We start from the raw sequence: 25,621 nt of genomic DNA on the forward strand, positions 1-25,621 counted from the left end.
CCGAATCATGATAGCGGTTTTCGGAAGAGAGTGCGGCATCGAGCTCGTTCAGCATGGCGGCCTCCTTTGCAGAGAATCGCCGGAGTCGGGCCGATCCTCTGTTTATTATTGTGATGGTTTCATTACACGCCATCTTGGTCTCGGGTTGAATGCGACCATCGCACCAAAAAACAGGCACCAAAGTACTATTCTTGCCGGGCTGCGGGCTTCGTATCGTGAGGCCATGTGCCTACAACCAACAAAAACGCCAGTCTCTCAACCCTCTTTTGCCGGTCGCTGGATCAAAAAGGGAGTGGCCGCCCTGGTGTGCCTTATCCTAAGTCTCGCAGGTGGTGCTCAGGCGGTGGAGAGAGCCTCGGAGCTGCCCGTGCTGTCCATAAGCGTGTTGGAGTTTGGCACAGCTCACTGGGAGCTCGACCACATCCTGCATCGGGGACTGGATCGGGAGAATGGCTATCGGCTGGATCTGAAACCGGTGGCCAACTTGCCGGCCTCCAGGCTCGCGGTCACCAGCGGTTCGGTGAATGGCGCCGTGGCCGACCTGCTTTGGGCGCAGTCCCGGTTCCAGGCAGGAGCGCCCTACCTTTATGTGCCTTTTTCATCCCAGATCGGCGATATCGTTGTCGCTGACGCGTCTCCGATCCAATCGGTAGCAGATCTGGCGGGCAAACGAATCGGTGTCGCCGGCGGGCCGGATAGCAAAGGCTGGATACTGCTCCAGAAAGTCGCAGAGCAGCAGGGTATCAACCTCGCGGAATCTGCCCAGCTCCAGTTTGCTGCTCCGCCGCTGCTCAGCCAGGCTCTCAAACGGGGACAGGTAGACGTGATCGTCACCTACTGGCATTTCGCAGCCCGGCTCCGGGGTGAGGGCGGCTGGCGGTCGGCGTTCAGTATGGCCGATCTGCTCACAGAGCTGGATCTGGATCGGAGCCTGCCGGTGCTCGGATATGTGTTTCCAGAACGTTGGGCGCGAGAGCATGGCCCCCTGATTGATGGTTTCGCAGCCTCCTTGCAACAGGCCAAAGCCGAGCTGGCGGATAGTGAATCACCCTGGCAACGCTTGCGTCCCCTGATGGGTAATCCTGAGGAAGGCGTGTTCACGGCCTTGCGAGAGGGCTTTGTCGCCGGTACGCCTGCTCCACAAACAGACCAGCGTATTGCAGACCTGCAGCGTTTGATGGCCCTCACGGGTGCCGATCCGGACCGCCTGATGCCCGCCAATCTGTTTTACCGGAGCCAACCGTGAAAGGCCGCGCCGGCCGGCCGCCGCTCTGGAGCTACTGGGTAGTTCTGCCCTCGTTTGTCCTGCTCTGGGCGCTGACGGCCTGGCTGCTTCAGACGTCCCTGCTGCCAACGCCTCTGAATGTGCTGGATACCCTGATTCGCGAATCGGCGTCTGGTGAACTCTGGCATCATCTGGGCGCTACCCTGGCCCGCGTGCTGGTCGCGTTTGTTCTGGCCATGGCCATTGGCACCGCCATCGGCATCGTGATGGGCCGTTCACAAACCACCAATGCCCTGTTCGACCCCTTGCTGGTGCTTTTGCTCAACCTGCCGGCGCTGGTGACCATCATCCTGATGTACGTGTGGTTTGGCCTGGTGGAAGTGGCCGCGGTGATGGCGGTGGTGATCAACAAGGTCCCCAACGTGGCGGTGACGGTTCGAGAGGGCGCCCGCAGCCTCGACCACCGGCTTGAGGAAATGGCCACCGTTTACGAGTTCACCCGCTGGCAACGGTTGCGTGAAGTGTGGGTGCCGCAGCTGTTTCCCTACCTCATGGCTGCCACCCGGGGTGGTCTCGCCCTGATCTGGAAGATTGTCCTTGTAGTGGAACTGCTGGGCCGCTCCAGTGGCGTCGGCTTCCAGCTGCATATGGCGTTTCAGGTATTCGATGTGGCCGCCATTCTGGCCTACAGCCTTGCCTTTATTGCCGTCGTCCAATTGATTGAACTGGCCATTCTGCAGCCTATTGAGCGCCGATCCAGCCGCTGGCGCCAGCCGGAGGCCGCCCATGCTTGAGCTAAGAATCGCGGGCCGTGATTTCGGCCAGCCGGTACTGGGGGAGGTCTTCACAACCATAGAACGAGGCGACCGCATTTGCCTGCTGGGGCCTTCGGGTATCGGCAAGACCACACTGTTGAATGCCATTGCTGGTCTGGATAAATCGGTGCCAGAGAGCGCCGTTATCGGCCGGGACCAGCTCCGGGTGGGCTACCTGTTTCAGGAGCATCGCCTGCTGCCATGGCGGACTTTAAAAGCCAATCTCAGGCTCGTTGGTGCCAGCGATGACGAGGCCGGGAAATTGCTGAGTCAGGTTGGCCTGGCCGGCTACGGCCATTATCTCCCTGACCAACTGTCACTCGGTATGGCCCGAAGAGCCGCCCTTGCCCGCTGCCTTGCGGTGAAGCCCGACTTGCTCTTGCTGGACGAGCCGTTTGCCTCGCTGGATCCTGTGATGGCGGGTGAGCTCAAGGCGCTGATTGCTGGGATTCTGGATTCGCGTCCGGAGATGGCGATGATCTGCGTTACCCATGATGGCGGTGATGTAGAGATATTGGCGAACCGCCTGTGGTATCTCGACGGCAAGCCTGCGCGACTGCAGTGGGACAATGCATTGGCAGAACCTGGGCTGGTCGATGGGCTTCTTGGGCGGCTTCGTGATCTGGATTTGACGGGCTCTTAGGTTGATCGAGGGTGTCCGCAGTCTGTCGGATTACGCTTTGCTAATCCGACCTACCTGTGTTGGCGGTTTGCACGGAGTATGTGTGGTCAGCGGGGAGAAGGTTTCCAAAACTGTGCGGAGCCAGGGATGGCGGAGCCCAAGCGTCACAGGGATGTGCCGTAAGGAGCGTGTTTTGGAAACCTTCTCCGCGCTGACCACTGGCACCAAATCAAGCCGGCTTGGAAGCCCCAAGTATCCTGGTGCGTTGAGGCCGGAAGCCTGCCGTGGCCAGTAGCGCCAGCACCGCCGTCACACCGGCGGTAATCCCGTATGCCATCGGATTCCACTCCATATAAAGCGAGAAGCGGATCGCCTCTACCGCGTGGGTAAACGGGTTGAACTGGCAGATCCAGTACAGCCAGGGGCTGGCTTCGTTCATGCGCCAAAGGGGATAGAGCGCCGAGGACATGAAGAACATCGGGAAAATGACAAAGTTCATCACCCCGGCGAAGTTCTCTAGTTGCTTGATCCAGGTGGCGATCAGCAGGCCCAATGCGCCCAGCATCAGACTGGTCAGAATCAGCGCTGGCAACACCGCGAGGTAACCCCATAGCGGTGGCTCCACATCCACCAGCAGCGCCAGCAGCAGGAACACATACACCTGGCCAATGGACACCACGCCCATCGCCAGCAGTTTGGTGACCAGCAGGAACGGCCGGGGCAGGGGGCTCATCAGCAGCACCCGCATGCTGCCCAGCTCCCGGTCGTACACCATGGAGAGGGCGCCCTGCATGCTGTTGAAGAGGATGATCATGCCGCACAGCCCGGGGGCAATGTAGGTCTCGTAGGTGATGTAGGTTTCGTAGGGCGGGATGATGGAAATACCCAGCACTGCCCGGAACCCGGCGGCGAACACCACCAGCCAGAGCAGTGGCCGCACCAGGGCGCTGGCAAAGCGGGTGCGCTGCTGCCAGAACCGCAGCCACTCCCGGGTCTGGATGCCCACAAAACAGTGCCAGTAGTGAGCTGCCTTCATATCAGCCGGCTCCGGTCAGAGAATGGAAAGTTTCGGCCAGGTCCCGGGTGCCTTCGGCCTCGCAGATGGCCTGGCCGTTGCCGTCGGCCAGTAACTGTCCCTGGTGCAGGATCAGCACCCGGTCGTCGGTGCGAACTTCTTCGATCAGGTGGGTGGCCCAGAGCACGGTCAGGCCGTCTTCTTCGCACAGGGTACGCACGTGCTCGTTGAGCGCCTTGCGGCTTGCAACGTCCAGGCCCACCGTGGGTTCATCGAGCAACAGCAGAGAGGGTTCATGCAGCAGAGCACGGGCAATTTCCACTCGCCGGCGGTGGCCGCCGTTGAGCTGTCGGACGGCATCGTTGGCCCGGTCCAGCAGGTTGAAGCGTTCCAGTTCCCGATCACCCCTGGCTCTGGCTTCTTTGCGGGACAGCCCGTGCAGAGCGGCGTGATATTGCAGGTTCTGGCGAACGGTCAGATCCAAGTCTAGCGCGTTCTGCTGGAACACCACGCCGATCTGGCGCATGGCCTCGGCCGGCTGGTGTTTCAGGGATTGCCCGGCCAACCTGAGTTCTCCCTGCTGCAAGGCCAGCAGACGAGTGAGCAAACCAAACAGGGTGGATTTCCCCGCGCCGTTGGGCCCGAGCAGTGCATGAAAACGGCCAGAGGTCAGCGCAAAGCTGACCTCCCGGAGCACCGGCTTGTCGCCGTAACGAAAGCTGAGGTTGCTCGCTTCAATGGTCATGAGGTTGGGTCAATGACCACACCCCAGGGGTAGCGGCCCACCTTGATGGACTTGATGACCTTGAGGTCCTCCACATCAATCACCGAGACGTCTCCGGACACACCGTTGGTGGTGTAGAGGTGCTTCTCGTCCTTGTCCAGATCCAGCTGCCACACCCGGGCGCCAACCAGCAGATAGTCCAGAACCTCATAGGTCTGGGCATCCACGACGGCCACGTGGTTGGAGGGCCCCAGTGCCACGAACGCGTATTTGCCATCGGAGGTCAGCTCAATACCCACCGGCTGAACCCGGTCCTGGTTCACGCCCGGCACCTTGAAGGACATCTCGTGGACCTGCTCCAGGTTGTCGACATCGATGATGTGGACGGTGCCGCCGATTTCCGCGGAGGCCCAGGCAATCTTGCTGTCCTTGCTGAACTCCACGTGGCGTGGGCGCTGACCAACCACAATGTTCTTCTCGATCTCGAAGGTCTCGGTGTTGATCCAGTGCAGCATGCTGGTGGTTTCGGACGTATTCACCGCCCATTTGCCGTTCGGGCTCACGGCCATGCCTTCCGGCTCGATGCCCACGTCGATCTGGGCGAGCACCTCTTTGCTGTCGACATCCACCACGGTCACGATGGCGTCGTCCTCGTTCGCAATGTAGAGATGCTTGTTGTTCGGGTGCAGCGCGAATTGCTCGGGATCCTCGCCCGAGGGCAGGGTGTCGACAATCTTGCGGGTGGCCAGGTCCAGTACCTGCACCGTGTCGTCGTCACTGGCGCAGATATAGAGCTTGGTGTAGTCCTTGGAGAGCAGGATGCCCCGGGGGCGCTGGCCAACATCGATGGTTTCGATCACTTCCCGGGTTTCGGTATCAATCACCGAGAGGGTATTGTCTTTCTCGTTGGAGACATAGGCCACGCTGGCCAGAGCCGGTGTCGACAGGCCGATCATGGCGGCCAGGGCAGTGCGCTTGAACAGGGTTTTCATGGTGTAACTCCTTCTTGTTTTGAACGTTGGCAACCCATGGGTCAGCCGTTGATCCGACACTCGCTCTCGGGCCGGTCGAAGCCGAGGGTGTCCAGTTCGGTATTCGGATGAAGAAAGCCTTCAAACGGGGCCGTGGCCACCAGCCCTCTGGGGTGAACCAGCGGAATGGGCTGGCGCATCTGACCATTCCAGTCCCGGAAGGTCACTTTGCGGCCCTTGAACGCGGCCAGCTGGAATTCGTCGCTGAACAGGAAATTCCGGATCTCGGCGGGACTGGCGGAGTTCAGGTCGGTGACGGCGGTACCGATGGAACGAATAGCGGCCCAGGCGGCGTAGTCTTCACTGTTCATCTGTCGACCTGCCAGCTCCCGGAAGCGATTCTGCAGTTGGGCAGCTCCCCAGCTTTCTACCACGTAGTGCCAGGCCAGTGGTGACATGCCCTGGGTACCCACCACCGGTCGCGGCAGCCAGGTGTTGAACGGCACATATTCGCCAAAATCGCCCCTCACATCGGCGACCACCACCGCGTCGTAGTCACTGGCCTGGGTAAATAGCGGCAACTCTTTGGAGGCGGTGCGGCGCAGGTCGGCGTCAAAGGTCCAGGGCTTGTCTTCGACGATCTCCAGCCCGAAGCGCTTGGCCGAACGGCGGAAGGCATCGGCCCAGCCCTTGTCGGCTTCAGTCGGCCCGGTAATCAGGAACACCTCATCCCAGCGTCGCTGGTTCAGCCACTGGCCGAGGGCATCGGTGAGCATCGAGTAGCTGGGCATGGTGTGCAGCAGGTTAACGTGGCACTGGCCGGTGCGCAGGGCATCGTCTTTGGCACCGGCATTGAAGATCAGGGTGTTGTCGCCGGCCTTCTCGGTGAGGGCTTTCAGGGTCGAGGCTGGAGCATTTATCACGAACAGCTCCAGGCCGTTCTCGCGCATTGAATCAAAGGCCGCGATGGCCGCTTCTTCGGTATCCGCAACATTGCTTTGGAGTGAGTAGGTCTGGCCCAGAAATTTGCCGGTGGTGCTGTTGTCGTTGATGGCCAGTTCGGCGCCTCGCAGGCCGGCGTCCTCAGGTTCCGGGATCACATTGGACAGCACCGGGCCCTGGTCTGGCACCCACTGCAGATAGCCGATCTGCACCTCCAGGGATTCCGCCTGCAACGGGCTGGCTGCTACCAGAGCAAGGAGTGAGGTGGTCGCTGTCCGGGTGAAAAAAGACATGGGATTCTCCGGTTTGTTGTTGTGCTTCCAGCTTAGAGAAGGCAAAAAGTCCCGGAAATATTCAGAAAGTAGGAAAGTGGCGGTACTAAAGAACTATTCCGGTGAAAGCTGGCGGCTTTAGCATGGATGTAGAGATGCTGTTTACCCGCAACGGATAAAAACAATGACCGTATACCGGAAGATTTCCCTGTTGATGCTGGTGGTTTTCCTCCTCATCTACCTGCTTGGAGCAATGCTCTACACCCAGCAGGCCCGGCATGATGTCCAGCGGGAGCTCAACGGTGTGGCCGGCCTCGCCCAGAGCCTGGCGAGCCCCGGTAGTCTTCCGGACTCCATGGTCAGCAGCATGCGCCACCTGACTGCGGCGGGTGATACGGGATCCAGAGACAGTGAGGTGCCAGTCTGGTTCTCGAAGCTGATTGCCGGGGAATCCTCCCGGCCATTGGTCAATGGCTGGCAGGTTGATCCGGCCGACGAGGTCGAGGAAATCTGGGAAGGGTTCCTGTTGATCTCGGGTGCCTATGCCATCGGTATGGGCCTGTGTTTCCTGGCTCTGTTCGTGATGGTTGGGCGAGGCATGCGGACACTTGCCAGCTTGTCCGAGGCAATGGGTGCGGTCTCGGCGGGTCAGTTGACTTCCCGGCTGCCGCGTCAGGGCGAAAAGGAACTGGATGCGCTGGTTTGCCGGTTCAATTCCATGGCCGGGGCGCTGGAGTCGGAACAGCAAACGGTGAGCCGTCTGCTTAATGAACTCCTGCAATTGCAGGATCGGGAGCGAGAACACATTGCCCGGGTGCTGCACGACGATCTCGGCCAGTACCTGACGGGCATTCGTGCCCAGGCACGCAGCCTGCTATACGACCCCGACCTCAGCGATCGCCAGAAACAGCAGGCCCGGGATCTGGCGGACTATTGCGAGACCATTCAGAAGCATTTCCGGCATCTGCTGCAGGATCTGCATCCGTTGGTGATGGAACAGTTGGGCCTTGGTAGTGCCATTCGCCATCTGACCGAGCAATGGCAACAGCTCAGTGGACTCGAGTGTCGCCTGGCGATGGACGAGCGCCTGCCCGAATTCTCCGGGGAGCAGCAGACCCACCTGTACCGGTTTCTGCAGGAAGCCCTGAATAATATTTCCCGCCATGCCAATGCGTCCTGCGCCACGTTGGCGGTTGCCCGCAACGACAAAGAGTTGAGCATAGAGGTGCGTGATGATGGCGTGGGCAACGATCAACTGCCCGGCAATGCCGGCCTGGGCCTGCGCTCCATGTGTGAGCGAGCCCGCTGCCTGGGCGGTGAAGTGAAGTTTCTGAGCCGATTGGGGGAGGGGACCCGAATCCGGTTGGCAGTGCCGCTCTCCCCTGGTACCGGAGGCGTTTCATGAAGCTGATGATTGTGGATGACCACCAGGTGGTCCGTCAGGGCATTGCCAACCTGCTGCGCTCAATGCTGCCGGCAGTGGCCATCACCGAGTTCGACAACGGTCAGGATGCGGTGGCCCGCTATGGCGAGCTGCGGCCCGATGTCGTGCTGCTGGATATGGGGTTGCCGGATATCTCCGGGCTGGAGGTCGGTCGACGGCTGCGCCAGCGCTGGCGGGGAGCCGCGATCCTGTTCTTTACCATGCACGACGAATTACCCATGGTGCGGCAGGCACTGGATGTGGGCGGCCTGGGTTTTGTGTCCAAAAGCTGCGCGCCCGAGGAGCTCGCGGAAGCCGTGAAGCGGGTGGCATCGGGCCAACCGTATATCGAGCATCCGATTGCCACACGTTTGGCGATGAATCAGGAGCGGCCGGTCGATCACCGCCTCCGGGATATGACCCAGCGGGAGATGGAAGTATTGTTGATGTACGCCAGAGGGGAGAGCTTGGGCGGAATCGCCGAACGCCTGTGTGTCAGCAGCAAGACCGTGTCTAACCACCTGGCGGGGTTGAAAAGCAAGCTCCAGGTTTCTTCCTCCGTGGAGTTGATTCACCTGGCAGTGGATGCGGGTCTGATTCGCTATGGCCAGCTGGAGGAAGCGAGGCGGGTCTGAGCCCGCCCCGGCTTACCAATCAAAGGGGCAGGCGGTACAGCCCTCCATGTAGGTTCCCTCGAAGGTGGCGTAGTGGATCCGGCTTCCGGTCAGGTCCGCGTCCGCCAGGTTCGCCAGGCCCAACTTGGCTTCCTGAAGGTTTGCGCCCCTGAGGTTAGCTCCCTCCAGATTCGCCTTCGGCATCCAGGAAATCTCGAAACTGCTGTATGGCATGTTGGCGCCTACCAGTGTGGCACCGGAAAAGCGGGAGAAGTCGAAATTGGCGCCGGTTAGATCTGCTCCGGCGAAGTCCGCACCCTGGGCAAACAGGTATTCGCCCTGCATTCCCTGCAATTGGGCACTCTTCAGCGATGCGCCGCGCATGCTGGCGCGGTAGACCTGAAGGCGGTAACCAGTGACGTTATCAAGATTTGCCCCGTCGAGATTGGCACCTCTCAAGCTGGTGTGGCTCAGGTTGGCGCCGGACAGGTTGGCGTCGCGGAAGTTGGCGGAGCGCAGATCCATATTCGACAGATCCACGCCCTGAAGATCAGCGCCGGGGCAGCTGGTTTCCTGCTCCAGTCTGCAGCCGTTGATGACCGGGGCTTGCTCAAGGCCGGCCATGTAATCGGCGGCAAACACCGGTGTAAAAGCGAGAAGAAGTGAGGCTTTTGCGATAGGTCTCATGGGTTCACTCCCGAGTCGATTGTAAAAAGGGGCCTGGCGAGACGCCAGGCCCGAGCCGGAGGAAGCTTAGCGGGAGGCCTGTGCCCAGGAGGGCATTTTGAACACCCAGAAGGACCCGCCCTGGGAAACGGGCTTGGTCAGCTCGGCCATGTCGCCGCCCCAGAGCGGAACCGCGCCGCCGTAACCGGAGGCAACCCCGATGTACTGCTCGCCGTCCATCTCCCAGGTGATCGGTGAGGAGATGATTCCGGAGCCGGTCTGGAACTTCCAGAGCTCTTCCCCGGTTTGTGCATCGAATGCCTTCAGGAAACCGTCGCCGGTACCGGTGAACACCAGGCCACCCTTGGTGGCCAGCACGCCGGCCCACAGTGGCAAGCGTTCCTTGTGCTCCCACTCGATTTCACCGGTGAGCGGATTCATGGCGCGCAGGATGCCCACGTGGTCGTCGTACATGCGCTTGATGCGGAAGCCCTGGCCAAGGTAAGCGGCACCTTTCTTGTAGGTGACCTCTTCAGTCCAGTAATCCTCTTTCCAATGGTTCGCGGGCACGTAGAACAGTCCTGTATCCTGGCTGTAAGCCATGGGGTTCCAGTTCTTGCCGCCGAGGAAAGGCGGAGATACCTCAATGGCCTCACCACGGGTTTCGCCCTCTGCTACAGGTGGCGGACGCTGACCCTCTACCTCAACGGGGCGGCCATCCTCGCCAATCCGCTCGGCCCACGTAATGTTGTCCACGAACGGGAACCCCTTCTTGAATTCGCCGTTCTCACGGTCGACGACATAGAAGAAACCGTTGCGGTCGGCATGGGCGGTTGCTTTGACGGTTTCGCCATTCTCGTCGTATTCGAACAGCACCAGCTCGTTGTTGCCGGAGAAATCCCAGGCATCGTTCGGCGTGTGCTGGTAGAACCACTTCACTTCGCCAGTGGTCGGGTCTACACCCACCTGGCCGGAGGTGTAGAGGTTGTCGTAGTCGGCAGGGTCGCCGCCGGGTGATGTCCGCTTCCAGGTATTCCATGGGGCGGGGTTGCCGGCACCAATGATGATGGTATTGGTTTCTGTATCAAAGCTGGCGCTTTGCCAGGGGGCACCGCCGCCATGACTCCAGGCTTCCACCTTGCCGGTTTCGGTGTTGGGGTCGTCCGGCCAGCTGGGTGCCCGGGGGTCGCCGGTGGGGGTGCTTTTTTCGCCATTGAGGCGGCCGTAATGGCCTTCAACAAACGGGCGCATCCAGATTTCCTCACCGGTGTCCGGATCCCGGGCAAACAGCTTGCCGACCACGCCGAATTCATCTCCTGAGGATCCATGAATCAGCAGGACTTTGCCGGTCTTCTGGTCTTTGGCGATCGTGGGAGCGCCGGTCATGGTGTAGCCAGCTTCATGGTCGGCAAATTTTTCCCGCCAGACGATATCACCGGTGTCCTTGTTGAGGGCAACGATGCCGGCATCAAGGGTGCCGAAGAAGACCTTGTCGCCGAAGATGGCCGCACCGCGGTTAACCACGTCACAGCAAGGACGGATGCCTTCTGGAAGCCGGTGGTTGTATTCCCACAGGCGTTCTCCGGTTTTTGCGTCGAGGGCCCATAGGCGTGAGTAAGAGCCGGTTATGTAAATAACGCCGTCATGAACCAGTGCCTGGGATTCCTGGCCGCGCTGCTTTTCATCGCCGAACGAGAACGACCAGGCGGGAACCAGACGCTCGACGTTGTCGCGGTTTATGGTGGTCATGGGGCTGTATCGCTGGGCTTTGGGGCCAATGCCGTAGCCCAGCACGTTCTCGGTGGTCTGGGCATCGTTGGCGATATCTTCCCAGGTAACGTCCTTGGCACTGGCCTGGGTGGCCAGTCCTGCTGCTGACCCAAGGGCCAGGGCCAGTCCGATCCCGCGAAGCAGCGGGTGTTTGCGTGTTCTGATGTTCATAGTCTTTCCCCTTGGTTTTTGTTGTAACCATCGTCTTGCCCATGGCATCGACGCCCTGAGTATTGGCGTGTGCAAGCGCTGCTGGCGACGGAAAAATCCATCCGGGCTGCGGGAAAATAGCTTCAAAAACCGGGAAAAGTTCCCGAAATACTCCCTTCATCATGAAAAGTGGCCAGATTTGGAAGTTCGGCGGGGCATCTCGTGCTTTGGCCTTCGCTCCAACCATCTACTACCAAGGAACTAAGTCAAAAACCCCAAAGTGGCATTCGGATTGGAGAAGGGGATTCCTAGACTGGAGATCAGCAAGTTGGCAACTGACAAATCCAACAGCCAACCACGGGGAATTCAATAACAGAGGTAAGACCAATGGCAATGTCCTTTTCACTCAAAGCAATCGTGGCTTCGGCCATGCTTGGCCTGGCCGGCTTTGCTATCGCGCACGGCAATGTCACACCACAGGAAGTGGATACGGGCAATCTGCCGGAACTGGGGGATGACGTCCGCGCCGAGAATCCTTTCCGCGAAGGTAACGAGTTTGGCGAGTTCAACGCTCAGGCCATCAAAATCGGTGAGAGTGCTTACGCTGGCAACTGCGCCGCTTGTCATGGTATCCGCGCCATGTCCGGTGGGCTGACGCCGGACCTTCGGGAACTCACCGAATGGGACGACGAGTACTACATCGGCCGGGTGATGAATGGCACCGATCGTGGCATGCCGTCCTGGAAAAAGAGCATGGACCAGAACGCCATGTGGGCCATCCGCACCTATGTGGAATCCTTGCCCAAGCCAGAGTGATGAGCGCAGCTTCTTTTAAATCGAGCGCCTGAATTCGGGTCGGCCATGTGCCGGCCCTTCGTCGTTGGGAGAAAAGGTGGGAGAAAACAATGAAAAGTCTACTTGGAATACTTGCCCTGTTGCTGTTCGCCCAGGTGGTCCTGGCCCAGGAGGTTAACGATGGGAACGAATTGCTCAATCGGCCTGCGGAGCGCACCTACGACATCATCCTGGATTCCGGCTATCTGAAAGTCGGCGTCTACGAAAATTTCCCCCCTTATTCCTACGAGGTGGATGGTGAACCCAGGGGTATCGACATCGAACTCGGGCGAAGGATTGCCGAGGAAATGGGCGTTGAGTTCAAGGTGCACTGGATCATCCCCGACGAGAATCTCGGCGACGACCTTCGGAACAATGTCTGGAAAGGCCATTACCTGGCCAAACAGCGGCTTGCTGATGTGATGCTCCGGGTGCCCTACGACAAGACCTACGCCTACATGCAGGACTCCACCGGTGAGTACATCAACGAACAGGTCGTTCTGTTCGGCCCGTATCAGCAGGAAACCTGGCAGATTGCCTATAACCCCGGAGAGCTCGATTCCGTCGAAACCGTGGCGGTGTTTCAGTACAACCGCATTGGCGTTGAGATAGACACCCTTCCGGATTTCTACCTGACCTCCGCATTCGGCGGACGCATGCGTGAGCAGGTGCGCCATTACACCAACGTAGCGGACGCATTCGAAGCCATGCGCAACGGCGAGGTAAGTGCCGTCATGGGGATGCGATCGGAGATCGATCACGAACTGGCGAAGCCCGAGAACAAGGCGTTCAAAGCCGCTGGCAACGGTTTTCCGGGCATCGGAAAACAGGTCTGGGATGTGGGCATGGCGATCAAGCATACCCATCGCCAGCTGGGCTATGCCCTCGAGGCGATCATCGACAGGCTGGTGAAAACGGGCGAGATGAATGAGCTCATGGCCAGCCAGAATCTTCGTTACAGCGTGCCGGGGTACTACCGGGCATTTCTTGAGGAGGAAGCCATCGCCCGCGCTGAGGGCGACCTATGAGGGCCTGCTCGGCGCAACCGGGCCGGAAGATCTGGAGTAGTCGTACTACCAAGTGATGAGAAAACCTGTTCCGGGGAGCAATTGTTGGTTTTTTCCCCAAAGCGAAGAATCGTATCAGAGGCGGGAAAAGTTCCCGGTTCGGCCTGAAACGAACTCAAGAAAACTGAAAACAAGAGACTTGGAGAGCGCAACCATGAGAACCAACAAGTTCGGGATTCGCATCGCGGCCAGCGCCCTGGCCATGGCAGTTTCCTACGGGGCCCATGCGGTAACCGACGAAGACATCATCAACGATCACAAGACCCCTGAGGACATTGTCAGCTACGGCATGGGCACCCAGGGACAGCGCTACAGCATTCTGGAAGATCTGAACACCAGCAACGTTCAGTATTTGCAGCCGGCCTGGGCCTTCTCCTTCGGCAGCGAGAAAATGCGCGGTCAGGAATCCCAGCCGCTGGTGAAAGACGGTGTTATGTATGTGACAGCGTCCTATTCGCGCATCTATGCAATTGATGCCAAAACCGGCGAAGAAATCTGGCAATACGATGCCCGTCTGCCGGACGGCATCATGCCTTGCTGCGACGTGGTTAACCGCGGTGCCGCTATCTATGGCGACAAGATCATTTTTGGAACTCTGGACGCGAAACTGGTTGCCCTGAACAAGGACACCGGTAAGCCGATGTGGATCAAGAAGGTGGCCGATTACCAGGCGGGTTATGCGATCACTGCCGCGCCCATGGTCGTAAAGGGCAAGGTGATTACCGGCGTTTCCGGTGGTGAATTCGGTATTGTCGGCAAGGTTGAAGCCTACGACGCCAACACCGGCGATCTGGTTTGGACCCGTCCGACGGTTGAAGGTCACATGGGTTACGTTTACAAGGACGGCAAAAAGATCGAGAACGGCATTTCCGGTGGCAAGGCAGGCGTTACCTGGCCCGGCGAGATGTGGAAGAACGGCGGCGCAGCTACCTGGCTGGGCGGCACCTACGATCCGGACACCGATTCCCTGTTCTTTGGTACCGGCAACCCGGCACCCTGGAACTCTCACCTGCGCCCCGGCGACAACCTGTTCTCCTCAAGCCGGCTGGCGATCGATCCGGATGATGGCAGCATCAAGTGGCACTTCCAGACCACGCCGAACGACGGCTGGGATTATGACGGTGTCAACGAACTGATTTCCTTCGACTACGAAGAGAACGGTAAAACCGTGAAAGCGGCTGCTACTGCAGACCGTAACGGATTTTTCTATGTTCTGAACCGTGAGAACGGCGACTTTATCCGTGGCTTCCCTTTCGTGGACAAGATCACATGGGCCGAAGGCCTGGATCCCGAGACCGGTCGCCCAATTTACACAGAGGGTGGTCGTCCTGGTAACCCGGCCGATATGGACGGCAACAAGGGTGAAACAGTTGTTGCCCAGCCCGCGTTCCTGGGTGGCAAGAACTGGATGCCCATGGCATATAGTCAGCAGACCGGCCTGTTCTATGTGCCCTCCAACGAGTGGTCCATGGACATCTGGAACGAGCCAGTCTCCTACAAGAAGGGTGCTGCGTTCCTGGGTGCAGGCTTCACCATCAAACCGGCCAACGACGACTACATCGGTGTGCTGCGAGCCATGGATCCGAAAACCGGCAAGGAAGTCTGGCGCTATGAGAACACGGCACCGCTGTGGGGTGGCGTGATGACCACCGCCGGTGGCCTGGTGTTCACTGGTACCCCCGAAGGCCACCTCAAGGCTTTTGACGCCAAGACCGGCGAGGAGCTCTACCGCTTCAACACCGGCTCCGGTGTGGTTGGCACCCCCGTGACCTGGACCATGGACGGCGAGCAGTATGTCTCTGTGGCTTCCGGCTGGGGCGGTGCGGTTCCGCTCTGGGGTGGCGAGGTTGCCAAGGTGGTGAAGGACTTCAACCAGGGCGGTATGGTCTGGACCTTCAAACTGCCGAAGGATCGGGTTGCCAGCAACTGATCTGGACAGAAGTAAAAAGGTCGCCTTCGGGCGACCTTTTTTATTGCGCAGTCAATGACATTACGCAGCCTGATTCCGGGCTGTTTCGCTGACTGATTGGTGAATGTCCTCGAACAGCTTCCGATCCGTCTGCCCTATCGGCAGATCGTAGGTAATGGTGGCGCCATATGCCTGCGGGTCATGGGGGTCATTGCGCACCTTGTCGAACACCAGCAGCCGGGTCCCCAGGTAAAACCCTTCCTTCAGATCGTGGGTCACCATGAAGATGGTGGTGCCGGTCTCCTGCCAGAGTTTCAACAGCAAATCGTGCATGTCACCGCGAATACCCGGGTCCAGTGCGCCGAAGGGCTCATCCAGCAGCAAAACCCGTGGGCGCATGATCAGCGACTGGGCAATGGCGAGGCGCTGCTGCATGCCCCCGGAGAGTTCGTGGGGCCACTTGTTCGCCGAAGGGGTCAGACCAACGGACTCGAGCATGGAATCCACCTTTTCAAGCGCCTCCTTGCGGGCACCGCCAAACAGCTTGCCCAGCCAGGGTTTCTGTTCCAGTTCCAGACCCATCAGCACGTTCTGACGCACCGTCAGGTGCGGGAACACCGAGTAGCGCTGGAATACGATACCCCGGTTCCGGTCCGGTTCGCCGGGGAAGGCCTCGCCCTCCAGCAGCAGTTCGCCGCGAGTCTGGGTTTCCTGGCCCAAAAGCATTTTCAGGAACGTGGACTTGCCACAACCGGAGGCGCCCACGAGGGTGCAGAATTCGCCCTGTTTTACGCTCAGGTTCAGGTTCTCCAGGATCACCTGGTCGCCGTATTCCTTCCAGAGATTGTTGACGGTAATAAAGCTCATCAGTGGCCTCCTGCGTTGTACCAGGGGAACAGCCTGCGGTTTGCCAGACGCAGGCACTGGTCGATAACAATGGCGAGAATGGTGATCCAGATGACATAGGGCAGGATCACGTCCATGGCCAGGTAGCGCCGAACCAGGAAGATCCGGTAACCCAGACCCTCGGTGGAGGCAATCGCCTCGGCAGCAATCAGGAACAGCCAGGCGGGGCCAAGGCTAAGGCGCACGGCGTCGATCAGGCGGGGCAGTACCTGGGGCAGGGCCATGCGGGTGATCACCTGCCAGGAATTGGCGCCCAGGGTCTGGATCTTGATCAGCTGCTCGCCCGGCAGCTCGCGGACCCGCTGGGCCACATCGCGCATCATGATGGGCGCGGTTCCGATCACGATCAGCATGACTTTGGAAAGCTCGCCCAGCCCGAACACAATGAAGAGGATGGGTAATATGGCCAGCGGCGGCACCATGGAGAGCGCGGAGACCAGAGGCGCCAGGTTGGCCCTGACCAGTGGCAACACTCCATTGAGAATACCGACCACCAGCGCCAGCGAGGCGGCGATACCAACGCCCATTCCAAGGCGCGCCAGACTGGCGGTCGTGTCCTGCCACATCAGGTAGTCGCCGCTGCGACGGTCCTCCTGAAAAGCCATGCGATCCACGGCCGCGGTCATCTGTTCAAGGCCGGGAAGGAGTTTGTCGTTGGGGTTGTCTGCCAGGCGCTCCTGGGAGGCCAGGCTGTAGATGAGCATGATCAACAGAAAGGGCAGCAGGCCCAGCAGGGTAGCGGAAACACGCCCGGGGTGATGGTTGATCATTCGCATGAATCGTCTCCTCTGGTTACACAACACGGCAAGGTCATCGCGGGTAACAGCGTCCCTTGCGATTCAGTCTCCCGGGCTTTTGTCCCGCCGTGTAACCTCCCCAGAGGTCGGTAACTCTCGGACCAGCCATCCGGGAATCTTGACTGCCCGGACCGGAACCCTAGTCACCCATTTTGTCCGTCGCTCTGTCTGCGGTGTTGTGAACAGTGCTTTGAGCGGATCGGGTTTTTGAAAACCGTCAGCCGGAAACAGTGCAGATGGCATGCCAGATCCGAAGAGCGGGCGAAAACGGGTCATCCCGGCAAAGGCATTGGCAAAAATATGCACCGGGTTGGTGCGGTATAGGTTCGGGTGCTCGATCATGACGCCTTTCCCGAGAGTAAAGCCCGGGCGGCCGCGAGGATGCGATCGTGGCTGCCGGCCTCCCGGCCTGCACCACCGGCAACGTGCCCCCAGTCCGATTTCAGCGGTTCAACGGTTGCGCCGGGCATCCGGCGGCCATCCTCACTGGTGTCCTCCTCGGTAAAGTAGAGATCGGTGGTACAGGGCATCATGCGGGTAGGCATGGCAATGGCAGAGAGCGCCGCTTCGTAATCCTTGCCAAATACGGGGTTGTCGCCGATATCACCGTTCTGCCAGGTGTTCAGCACGGTGAGCAGATCATTGGCGTCCTGGCCCAGATGATCCTGCTCCCAGAATCGAAGCAGCTCTTCAATGGACCTGAAGCCAAGGTCACGCCAGAGTTCGTGACGGAAAAACGCCTGGGAATAAGCCCAGCCCGCATAAACCCGGCCGAAGGCCCGGAGTCCGCGTTCGGGTGGAGTCCGGTAGCGGCCATTCTCGAAGGCGTGGTCACAGGTCAGTGCCGCCTTTACGCCCTCCAGAAAGACCCGGTTGTGGGGATAGCACCGCGCGGTGCAGCAGGTGGCCAGCAATGCGCGCACCTGCGTCGGAAACAAACAGCCCCACTGCAGCGCCTGCATCCCGCCCATGGACCAGCCCATCACCAGCGCGATCCGGGCGTCTCCGAAGATGTCCTCCACCAACCGCTTTTGTAGCATCACGTTGTCATACAGGGACACGGCAGGAAAGCCCGGGCCGCCCTGTGCTCCGGCGGTGTTCGAGGGTGAGGATGATTCGCCTGCGCCTAACAAAGCGGGAATAACGATGCAGTAACGCTCCGGATCGAGGGGGCTGTTGCCTCCAACCCACGGGTGATTACCCGCGGCTGCACCACCGTAGTACGTGGGCAGCATAATCAGGTTGTCTTTTGGTGCGTTCAGCTCGCCGATGCGGTGGTACCGCAATCTCGCGGAGTGCAACGTTTCGCCGGAAGTCAGAGGCAGGTCACCTGCTTCGTAATCCTCTACAAGCCATTGCTTCGACGCCATTTCCCCTCTCTTTCAGGCTGACTGTTTGCCTGAAGTCTCTCGCCTTCGCTCTTATATATACACGCTGGCATGTATGTTGAATGGCAGAAACAAAGAAAGAAACGTGCCAGAACCCAAACTGATTGCCCGCATGACGGGCCGGAGAAAAACAGGATGACGGAATTGACCAACACCCACGCCCTGAAAGAGAAGCTCACAGAGGCAGGTGTGAAATACGCCATTGCCAGCTACGTGGATATCCACGGTGTGACCAAAGGCAAGTTCGTGCCCGTGGCTCACCTGGGGCAAATGATGGAAGGCTCGGAGCTTTACACGGGTGCCGCCCTGGATGGCGTGCCCCAGGATATTTCCGACGACGAGGTAGCCTCCATGCCAGATCCCGATGGGCTGGCCATCTGCCCCTGGAATCGCCAGCTGGCCTGGTTCCCGGGAAACCTGTTCCTGAACGGCGCGCCTTTCGAAGCCTGTTCCCGGAATATTCTACGGCGTCAGCTGAGTGCGGCGGCGGATATGGGGTATCGCTTCAATCTCGGTATTGAAACCGAGTTCTTCCTGTTCCGGGATACCGAGGATGGCGGCTTTGCTCCCTTGAGTGATCGCGACAACCTGGGCAAGCCCTGTTATGACCCCCGCACCCTCATGGACAACCTCCCGATCATGGATGAGCTGGTAGACGCCATGAACGAGCTGGGCTGGGATGTGTACTCGTTTGATCACGAAGACGCCAACGGCCAGTTCGAAACCGACTTCAAATACGCCGACGCCCTGACCATGTCCGACCGCCTGGTATTCTTCCGGATGATGGCCAACGAGATTGCCCGCAAACATGGCGCTTTCGCCAGCTTCATGCCCAAGCCCTTTGCCGATCGCACGGGCAGTGGCGCCCACTACAACATGTCGTTGGCGGATCTGAAAACCGGCGAAAACCTGTTCGAGCCCAGGGGCGACGATCTGCACAACTGCGGCATCAGCAAGATCGCCTATCACTTCACCGCAGGTGTTCTGAAACACGGCGCGGCCATCAGTGCCGTGATTGCGCCGACAGTGAATAGCTACAAACGGCTCGTTCGCCAGGGCAGCATGTCCGGTTCCACCTGGGCACCGGTGTTCATGTGTTATGGCTCCAACAACCGCACGAATATGATCCGGATCCCCGGCATGGGCGGGCGCATCGAATGCCGGGCTGCAGACATTGCCTGCAATCCGTACTTGGGCAGTGCCCTGATACTGGCCGCGGGCTTGGAAGGCATCCGTGAAGGTCTGGACCCGGGCGCACCCCACCACGAGAACATGTACAACTACAGCGATGCTGAAATCGCCGAGCAGGGCATCGAGTATCTGCCCCGGAACCTGGGCGAGGCCGTGGAGGCTTTTGAGGCCGATCCGCTGGCGAAAGAAGTCTTCGGTGACGCCATGTTCAACAGCTTTATCGACTTCAAGAAAGGCGAGTGGGAGAGCTATCAGAACCACGTATCGTCGTGGGAGGTCGACCGTTATCTGAAGATGTTCTGATAGCTCGGTTGGCGCGTTGTCAGCTCCGGAAGCCGGGATCGATGCGGTCCAGCTTCCGGAGAAGTCCGGGCCAGGCAAGGTTGCCGCCCATGCCCTTGGTGACCTGCTTGGCTTGTTCACGGATCGAACTGAGAATGCTCTCCGGAATCCTTACCAGCGGCTGGCCCCCGGACATGGCCTGGATCTGGACCTCGCAGGCACGCTGCAGGATGTACATGTTCAGGAAGGCGTCGGCGATGCTGGGCCCTGTGGTAAGCAGGCCGTGGTTGCGCAGGATCATGAACCGGGCCTGGCCCAGATCTGCCTGCAGGCGGGCCTTCTCGTCTTCACGCAGCGCCACGCCTTCATAATCATGGTACGCCAGCCCGGACAATGGGAACAGGCTCTGCTGAGACAAGGGCAGCAATCCCTCCTTCTGTGCCGACACAGCGACACCGGCAGTGGTGTGGGTATGCATCACGCAGGCCGCATCCTCACGAACCGCATGGATAGCACTGTGAATGGTGAACCCGGCCGGGTTGATGTCGAAATCGTCGGGGTTGACCTTATTCCCTTCCTGGTCGATGCGTACCAGGCTGGAGGCGGTAATTTCCTCGAACATCATGCCATAGGGGTTGATCAGGAAGTGATGCTCGTCGCCCGGAATCCGCACGGAAAGATGGGTGAATATGAGGTCGTCCCAACCATAAAGGGCAATCAGACGGTAGGCGGCCGCAAGATCAACGCGAAGCTGCCACTCCTCCTCGCTCACTTCACCCTTTCTGGAGGGAATTGCCATTTGATCGGACATAGTTCTGAGCTCCCGGAATTTGTTGGTTTTGTTGTTGATTGGACATCAATGTAGCGCCCGCAAGAATCGGATGGAAGGGGGCGAAGTAAACGCGCATCATAGGGTGAGTTGGATATGAGCACACGAAGGAGCCAGATCATGGCAAGCCCCCAAACACCGATGCGTAACGAGAAGGAGAGCGAGAGTGAGCTGTCCATCTCCGTTGGCGATCGAATGGTCGCGCTGGCCAGATACATCGAAAGCAGGCCCGATGAGGCGTTGAGCCTTGCTGACCTCGGGGCCGTGGTTGGGTTGTCGCCATCCCGCGTACAGCGGGTGTTCAAGGAAACCTTCGGTGTCTCACCAAAGGCTTATCAGGATGCACTGCGTCTGAAAAACTTCAAGCAGGCATTGAGGACAGGCCAAAGCGTTACCAATGCCATCTTCGAGGCCGGCTTTGGTTCGGTCAGTCGCGTCTACGGCAAAGCGGACCGACAGGTCGGCATGCCGCCGTCCCGCTACGGCAAGGGGGGCAAAGGCGAAACCATTGTCTTTGCCTGCCGGCGAACCTCGCTCGGCCTGCTGATGATGGCCGCCACTGATCAGGGCGTGTGTTTTGCTGAATTCGGGGATGATGAGACGCGGCTTCAGGATCAACTCCAGAAGGAATTCCCTAAGGCCAGTCTGGCTCCCTCTGACGCCACAGAGTCTCCGGAGCTGGATGCCTGGATGATCGCGCTGGATGAACACCTCAGCCGGAACACGCCGCGCCCTGATGTACCACTGGATATCCGTGGCACCGCTTTCCAGACACGGGTCTGGAAGCTTCTTTTAGGCGTTCGCGAGGGCGAGGTTGTGAGTTATACGGAACTGGCAAGGCGACTGGGCGAGCCCAAAGCGGTTCGAGCTGTGGCCTCCGCTTGTGGCCGGAATCGCATCGCCGTGCTGATTCCCTGCCATCGGGTGTTGCGCAGTGACGGCTCCCTCGGCGGTTATCGCTGGGGGCTGGATCGCAAACGGCAATTGCTTGAAAGAGAACGTCCCGGTTCTTAAGAGTGAGCGTAAGCCCAAACAAAGCGAACCCCGGTTAACCGGGGTTCGTCAGTAAGTTGAAAGCCCGCGATAGCGGGCCCTGATCAAGCAGAAGCTACCTGCTTTACTGCGGCGCCTCAGTCACTTCAGTGATGAACATGAGATCCATGTCGCCCTGATATACCAGCGTGGTGTAGGGGCTGGCACCTTTAATCGGCAGGTAGGTCCATTCCGCACCGCCCTCTACGTAAGTGAGGGAGCCGGAAGTCAGGACGGACCAACCGTTGCTGTCGATTTGGTTTTGGTCGCCAGTGACATCAAAGTCCATGTAACCGCTGCCATCCTGGTTCAGCACCAGATCAATGGTCGCGGTGTCCGGCGCATCCATGTTATAGATGCCAGCCTCGGCTGGCGTTACGCCATCGATATCGGCAAAGCTGAGGGTCTGGGTAACGCCACCGATGAAGTCGTTGCCGCTGGCCTCGACGTAGACCTGCTTGGTATCGCCGTCGAAGTCTTTCAGCGTGACCGCATAGCGGCCCAGGCGACGGAGGGTGAATGGTTCGCCTCCCTCAGCAACCGGAAGGTTGTCCGATAGCGTGAGCTGTCCGGTCGGGTGGAGCTCCCCTGGACCATTGACGAAGCCATTTCCGCCGGCGTCTTCCGCCGGGTCGTCAAACAGTCCTCCGGGGCCGTCCAGTTCGGCCGACACGGAGGTCACGGCAAATGTGGAACCATCGAAGCTGTAGGTGCCCCATTCGGAGGAAACCGCCTCGACGACGTCGCCGCTGTACGCCTCCTCATTGTCGTTGTGGACAATCACGTAGTTGCTGTCATCCAGAATGGTCAGCACATTGTGACGATCGATTTGTTTCTGTTCGTTAAAACCTTCGCCGAGGTACCAGCTGCCGACCAGGCTGTCGCTTGCGTTACGGACTGGTTCGAAACTGAATTCTTCTGAGCCGTCTGTGAATACCAGCTTGCCACCTTCCATTTTCATGGTGAAGTTTTCACCGAGGCTGTCCAGGCCGCCGTCGCCATCGCCATTGAACCCTGCGCCTACGGTGACTGTGAACGCGCCGGTGTCGGCGCTCCAGGTGTATTCACCGTACTCTGCGCTGGCGGCAGTCTGGGTTCCGCCGGTCGTGTCGTCCTTGGAGTGGGCAATCAGGTATTCGCTGTCGTTCAGAAACGTCAGCACGTTGACGTTGCCATTGCTTTCTTCAAACACCCAGCTGCCAACCAGATCGCCGGATTGAGAACTTTGGAAGTGATTTACCGCATCTACTTTCGCGATCAGCGTCTTGCCGGTCGTGTTAATGGCAGTGTTGGCCTGGGTTTCGAAGTCTGTCTCGCTGACAGAGGGGTCGAGATCAATGTCTTGCAAAGCGGTATGCACATCTTCCGTGATGGTAATGCCGTTGCTGGCATCGTCATCGGAATCCAGGGTCTGCAGCAGACGCAGGATGTTCACGACGGTCTGGTCGGAGCTCCAGTCGGTAGTACCGCTACCCATGTCGGCCGGGGTGATGCGGCCAGTGGCCTCGACGGCCGGTAGATCGATGCCGCCGATGCTGAAGACCACAGTATCGCCGGCTTCGTAATTGTACTCGCCCAGTTCATTGGTCTGACCGGACTGGCCTCCTGGCGAAGTGGTGTAATTGATGCCGGCAACGGCGGCATCTACAAACACTCCGGTTTCGGCTGTGGTGCTGGTGTCACCCGTGTCGTTGTTATCAACAGCATCAGAAGATCCGCCGCTGCTACCACCGCAGCCGGTCAGTACGAATGCCGAGGAAATGGCTGTTGCCAGAGTCAACTTCTTGAACTTTCCCATAACCGCACCTTTTTGATTAATATCAGATTGATTGGGTAATCGGGAAACTAGCATCGGATTTATATCAAGACATACCCCATTTTGGGGATAAGTGTGGCGGAGCGCCTTGTTCTGCAGATTTTGTTGCATCAGGAGGCGGGTAAATGCTTTACGATGATAACTTTTTTGTTATTTGTAATTGTTTGTTTAGAAGTCGTAAAAAGGAGCAAAATATCTGAGGCTTTATGAATATTAAACACTTTTGGTGGTTTGGCAGATTTTAAAACCGCACGCCAGCGTGGGTTTCTCTGCCCAACGCTGGGAATATGCCGATGCCATGTCTTCTGCCTGTCGCAAGGATTAGTGTAACAAGGCTGACAATAGCCGGCTGATCAGCTCCCCCTGCCGCGAACAGCCGGTCTTCTGAAATATCTGTTTGAGTTGGGAACGTACTGTAGCGACGCTGCGTCCCAACCGGTCGGCACATCCTTGGGGGTCAATCCCTGCAACCAATTTTTCGCAGACCTGGGCCTCGGCGGGAGTCAGATTGAAATAGGTGGCGATGTGCTCTGCGCTCGGGAGGAGCCGATTCTCGGGGTCATACACTGTGACCAGAGCTCCCCCGGCCAGCAATTCACTGCTTTCAATCGGACGTAGGACAAAAAGCAGCGGAGTACGGCCCTCTCTTTTGAGAAGGAGAGTCTCAGAGGAATAGCTTTCCTTGCCCATGCTGGAGCGAACCACCTGGGCAGACGTACGGAAGAATGCCGCCTGCAAGTCTTTCTCTGCGAAGCTGAAGCGATCATGACGGATGCCCAGACAGCTTTCCCGTTGAATTAGATTGCGGGCTGTTTTGTTGGAATACAAAACGGTAGCAAAACTGTCGAGCACAAAAGTGGCATCGGGCAATACTTCAATCACGGAGGCCAGTGAGGAGGCCTCTTTGCTACGTGATTCCAGTTGCCGGTAAAGCAGTACAGCCTGTCGGATGTGTGGGACCAAGCGGTTGAGGGATTGTAGTTCTGTTTCCTGATATGGCCCTTGAGCCACTGTACGCTGGATGGTTAACAGGAAGGTATGTGTAGGGGTGCTATCTACGACGAGCCAAGCTGAATCCAGCATATCCTGATCATGCTCCCACCTCGAATAGTCTTCGCCAAGCTGGAAATCCGGGAGCAATGGCAGGGCGGACTGAAACAGACCGGGGGGCTGTTTAATGGCCTGATTGGTGACCACATCCTGGGCAATCATGTTGTTTTCGAGGTACCAGCCAAGGAACTCATCGGAGAGGCCGTGGTACCACAGGTGATCCATCTGCAAGGGGTGCTTGCGCACAACGAGTAGTTGAGCAGCGCAGCCATTGATCAGGCTAACCAGTTTTTCCAGAAATCCGTGAAAACCTTCTCGGTCGGTCAGGGCGCCGTAGAGGGATTGGATAAGGGCGTGCTCACTATTGAGGTCCAGTGTCGCTGTTTTCATTACCCCAGGGTCCTAACCAGAATGGGCGCTATCGGAGGCCGCAGTATTGTTGATCAAAGATAAAAGATGCAGCCCGGTTGGCTTGATCTTAGTCGACTCAGATACCTGAAAAAGTAAAAAAAGGTAAAATTGCCGGGATCTAATCCGTTGTTCAGCCGAGGCGTCAGGATCGATCATCTAATTCGACTTGCCCAGTAGTCGCCAGAGCTGGCGCCGGAAAAACAGTATTTGTTGTTTCAGTGAAAACAGCTTCGGCGCAAACAGCCAGGTCTGGGTAATGCCCATCAGATAGGTGTAACTCAGCAGCCCCAGATCCTCCGGGTCTTCCCGGGTACTGATCAGCCCCCGCTCAGCGGCCAGGCCCACCAGGTCGCGAAACATGGCAATAATCGACCGTGTCAGCGCCCGCTCCCGCTTCAATGTTCGACTCATCGCATCGGTCAGTTCGGTCTTGTTCAGCAGAATCTCGAACGACTGGCGATATTTACGATCATTGGCCAGCAGGCCCAGCCAGCGCTCGATGAAATGATCCATGGCCTCAATGGGCGTTTCCCGCATGCCAGAACACTCCGCAACCAGGGCTTCCAGGGGTTCTTGGGAGTAGGCAAGAACGGCTTCGTATAGATCGTCCTTATTTTCAAAATGCCAGTAGATCGGCCCACGGCTGAAGCCCGCTTCTTTGGCGATACGGCTCAAGGTCGTCAGTGAGTAACCGTCACGACTAAACAACTTAAGCGCGGCCTCAAGCACGGTCTGGCGGGTTTTCTCAGCGTCTTCCTTGGTACGGCGCATAAATAGATTTTTCTCGGCGGCTAATCATAAGGTTGGACGATTGGGTTTGGGGTGCCTTTCCAAAACTGTGCGGAGCCATGGATGGCGGAGCCCAAGCGCCACATGGATGTGCCGCCAGGAGCGTGTTTT

Annotated in this window: 23 protein-coding genes and 1 riboswitch; of the genes, 10 read left to right on the plus strand and 13 right to left on the minus strand. The window is 58.7% G+C overall.

Translation table 11 applies throughout. From position 1 onward, the window contains the following. Window positions 1-292: 292 nt before the first annotated feature. From QZ534_RS13795 to QZ534_RS13805, 3 genes are read left to right on the plus strand one after another with little or no spacing between them, the layout of a single operon-like run. Complete coding sequence (locus tag QZ534_RS13795; RefSeq protein ID WP_296935120.1) at window positions 293-1,246, plus strand: ABC transporter substrate-binding protein; 954 nt, start codon at window positions 293-295, stop codon at window positions 1,244-1,246. Next, window positions 1,243-2,019 carry an ABC transporter permease gene (locus QZ534_RS13800; protein ID WP_296935121.1) on the plus strand — a complete coding sequence of 259 codons (777 nt, stop codon included), beginning with the start codon at window positions 1,243-1,245 and terminating at the stop codon, window positions 2,017-2,019. Before QZ534_RS13795 ends, QZ534_RS13800 begins: the two co-directional genes overlap by 4 nt. Then, window positions 2,012-2,683 (plus strand): ATP-binding cassette domain-containing protein, encoded by a 672-nt coding sequence (locus QZ534_RS13805; protein WP_296935122.1) that lies wholly within the window; start codon window positions 2,012-2,014, stop codon window positions 2,681-2,683. The genes QZ534_RS13800 and QZ534_RS13805 overlap by 8 nt, the downstream gene beginning before the upstream one ends. A gap of 208 nt (window positions 2,684-2,891) precedes the next feature. Here QZ534_RS13805 and QZ534_RS13810 read toward each other — a convergent pair whose 3' ends face one another. From QZ534_RS13810 to QZ534_RS13825, 4 genes are read right to left on the minus strand one after another with little or no spacing between them, the layout of a single operon-like run. Next, window positions 2,892-3,698: an ABC transporter permease gene (locus QZ534_RS13810; RefSeq protein ID WP_296935123.1), complete on the minus strand. Its 807-nt coding sequence runs from the start codon at window positions 3,696-3,698 to the stop codon at window positions 2,892-2,894. A gap of 1 nt (window position 3,699) precedes the next feature. Continuing rightward, on the minus strand, window positions 3,700-4,422 hold the full coding sequence (locus QZ534_RS13815; RefSeq protein WP_296935124.1) for an ABC transporter ATP-binding protein: 723 nt from the start codon (window positions 4,420-4,422) through the stop codon (window positions 3,700-3,702). After that, entirely contained in the window at window positions 4,419-5,393 is a 975-nt protein-coding gene (locus tag QZ534_RS13820; protein WP_296935125.1) for a YVTN family beta-propeller repeat protein, read from the minus strand. The genes QZ534_RS13815 and QZ534_RS13820 overlap by 4 nt, the downstream gene beginning before the upstream one ends. A 41-nt stretch (window positions 5,394-5,434) precedes the next feature. Further along, on the minus strand, window positions 5,435-6,607 hold the full coding sequence (locus QZ534_RS13825) for an ABC transporter substrate-binding protein (protein WP_296935126.1): 1,173 nt from the start codon (window positions 6,605-6,607) through the stop codon (window positions 5,435-5,437). 163 nt (window positions 6,608-6,770) lie between these two features. Here QZ534_RS13825 and QZ534_RS13830 point away from each other — a divergent pair, with 163 nt between their 5' ends. Both QZ534_RS13830 and QZ534_RS13835 read left to right on the plus strand, forming a co-directional pair. Then, on the plus strand, window positions 6,771-7,991 hold the full coding sequence (locus tag QZ534_RS13830) for a sensor histidine kinase (protein ID WP_296935127.1): 1,221 nt from the start codon (window positions 6,771-6,773) through the stop codon (window positions 7,989-7,991). Beyond that, a complete protein-coding gene (locus QZ534_RS13835) occupies window positions 7,988-8,644 on the plus strand; it encodes a response regulator transcription factor (RefSeq protein WP_296935128.1) in 657 nt (218 codons plus the stop codon). Before QZ534_RS13830 ends, QZ534_RS13835 begins: the two co-directional genes overlap by 4 nt. 12 nt (window positions 8,645-8,656) lie before the next feature. Here QZ534_RS13835 and QZ534_RS13840 read toward each other — a convergent pair whose 3' ends face one another. Continuing rightward, window positions 8,657-9,310 (minus strand): pentapeptide repeat-containing protein, encoded by a 654-nt coding sequence (locus tag QZ534_RS13840; protein ID WP_296935129.1) that lies wholly within the window; start codon window positions 9,308-9,310, stop codon window positions 8,657-8,659. 66 nt (window positions 9,311-9,376) lie between these two features. Then, window positions 9,377-11,230 carry a methanol/ethanol family PQQ-dependent dehydrogenase gene (locus tag QZ534_RS13845; protein ID WP_296935130.1) on the minus strand — a complete coding sequence of 618 codons (1,854 nt, stop codon included), beginning with the start codon at window positions 11,228-11,230 and terminating at the stop codon, window positions 9,377-9,379. A gap of 366 nt (window positions 11,231-11,596) precedes the next feature. On the opposite strand from QZ534_RS13845, the gene pedF reads away from it, so the two are divergent. The 3 genes from pedF to QZ534_RS13860 all read left to right on the plus strand — a co-directional run bounded on the left by pedF (window position 11,597) and on the right by QZ534_RS13860 (window position 15,040). Further along, window positions 11,597-12,025, plus strand: a complete 429-nt coding sequence (gene pedF / locus QZ534_RS13850; protein ID WP_041645637.1) for a cytochrome c-550 PedF — start codon at window positions 11,597-11,599, stop codon at window positions 12,023-12,025. A gap of 89 nt (window positions 12,026-12,114) precedes the next feature. Next, window positions 12,115-13,071 (plus strand): transporter substrate-binding domain-containing protein, encoded by a 957-nt coding sequence (locus QZ534_RS13855; protein WP_296935131.1) that lies wholly within the window; start codon window positions 12,115-12,117, stop codon window positions 13,069-13,071. 193 nt (window positions 13,072-13,264) lie between these two features. Further along, window positions 13,265-15,040, plus strand: a complete 1,776-nt coding sequence (locus tag QZ534_RS13860; protein WP_296935132.1) for a PQQ-dependent methanol/ethanol family dehydrogenase — start codon at window positions 13,265-13,267, stop codon at window positions 15,038-15,040. A gap of 60 nt (window positions 15,041-15,100) precedes the next feature. On the opposite strand, the gene QZ534_RS13865 is transcribed toward QZ534_RS13860, so the two are convergent. The 3 genes from QZ534_RS13865 to QZ534_RS13875 form a co-directional block, all read right to left on the minus strand. Next, on the minus strand, window positions 15,101-15,886 hold the full coding sequence (locus QZ534_RS13865) for an ABC transporter ATP-binding protein (protein ID WP_296935133.1): 786 nt from the start codon (window positions 15,884-15,886) through the stop codon (window positions 15,101-15,103). Then, window positions 15,886-16,701 (minus strand): ABC transporter permease, encoded by an 816-nt coding sequence (locus tag QZ534_RS13870; RefSeq protein ID WP_008171002.1) that lies wholly within the window; start codon window positions 16,699-16,701, stop codon window positions 15,886-15,888. Before QZ534_RS13870 ends, QZ534_RS13865 begins: the two co-directional genes overlap by 1 nt. Window positions 16,702-16,767: 66 nt before the next feature. Then, window positions 16,768-16,876: riboswitch (guanidine-I (ykkC/yxkD leader) on the minus strand. Window positions 16,877-17,060: 184 nt separating this feature from the next. Continuing rightward, window positions 17,061-18,092: an alpha/beta fold hydrolase gene (locus tag QZ534_RS13875; protein ID WP_296935134.1), complete on the minus strand. Its 1,032-nt coding sequence runs from the start codon at window positions 18,090-18,092 to the stop codon at window positions 17,061-17,063. A gap of 153 nt (window positions 18,093-18,245) precedes the next feature. Between QZ534_RS13875 and glnT the strand changes: the two genes are divergently transcribed. Further along, window positions 18,246-19,604 carry a type III glutamate--ammonia ligase gene (glnT, locus tag QZ534_RS13880; RefSeq protein ID WP_296935135.1) on the plus strand — a complete coding sequence of 453 codons (1,359 nt, stop codon included), beginning with the start codon at window positions 18,246-18,248 and terminating at the stop codon, window positions 19,602-19,604. Window positions 19,605-19,623: 19 nt separating this feature from the next. Here the strand turns inward: glnT and QZ534_RS13885 are convergent, their stop codons facing one another. Then, window positions 19,624-20,394, minus strand: a complete 771-nt coding sequence (locus QZ534_RS13885; protein ID WP_296935136.1) for a class II aldolase/adducin family protein — start codon at window positions 20,392-20,394, stop codon at window positions 19,624-19,626. Between the two features lie 138 nt (window positions 20,395-20,532). Between QZ534_RS13885 and QZ534_RS13890 the strand changes: the two genes are divergently transcribed. Next, on the plus strand, window positions 20,533-21,426 hold the full coding sequence (locus QZ534_RS13890) for a bifunctional transcriptional activator/DNA repair enzyme AdaA (protein ID WP_296935138.1): 894 nt from the start codon (window positions 20,533-20,535) through the stop codon (window positions 21,424-21,426). Between the two features lie 103 nt (window positions 21,427-21,529). On the opposite strand, the gene QZ534_RS13895 is transcribed toward QZ534_RS13890, so the two are convergent. From QZ534_RS13895 to QZ534_RS13905, 3 genes are all read right to left on the minus strand, one after another. Further along, the gene (locus QZ534_RS13895) at window positions 21,530-23,242 is read right to left on the minus strand and encodes a hypothetical protein (RefSeq protein ID WP_296935139.1); all 1,713 of its coding nucleotides are present in this window, start codon (window positions 23,240-23,242) and stop codon (window positions 21,530-21,532) included. A 339-nt stretch (window positions 23,243-23,581) separates the two neighbouring features. Then, window positions 23,582-24,700: a hypothetical protein gene (locus QZ534_RS13900; RefSeq protein ID WP_296935140.1), complete on the minus strand. Its 1,119-nt coding sequence runs from the start codon at window positions 24,698-24,700 to the stop codon at window positions 23,582-23,584. Between the two features lie 177 nt (window positions 24,701-24,877). Next, on the minus strand, window positions 24,878-25,492 hold the full coding sequence (locus QZ534_RS13905; RefSeq protein WP_296935141.1) for a TetR family transcriptional regulator: 615 nt from the start codon (window positions 25,490-25,492) through the stop codon (window positions 24,878-24,880). Between the last annotated feature and the right edge of the window lie 129 nt (window positions 25,493-25,621).

Source organism: uncultured Marinobacter sp. (assembly GCF_913055835.1).
Classification (GTDB): Bacteria; Pseudomonadota; Gammaproteobacteria; order Pseudomonadales; family Oleiphilaceae; genus Marinobacter.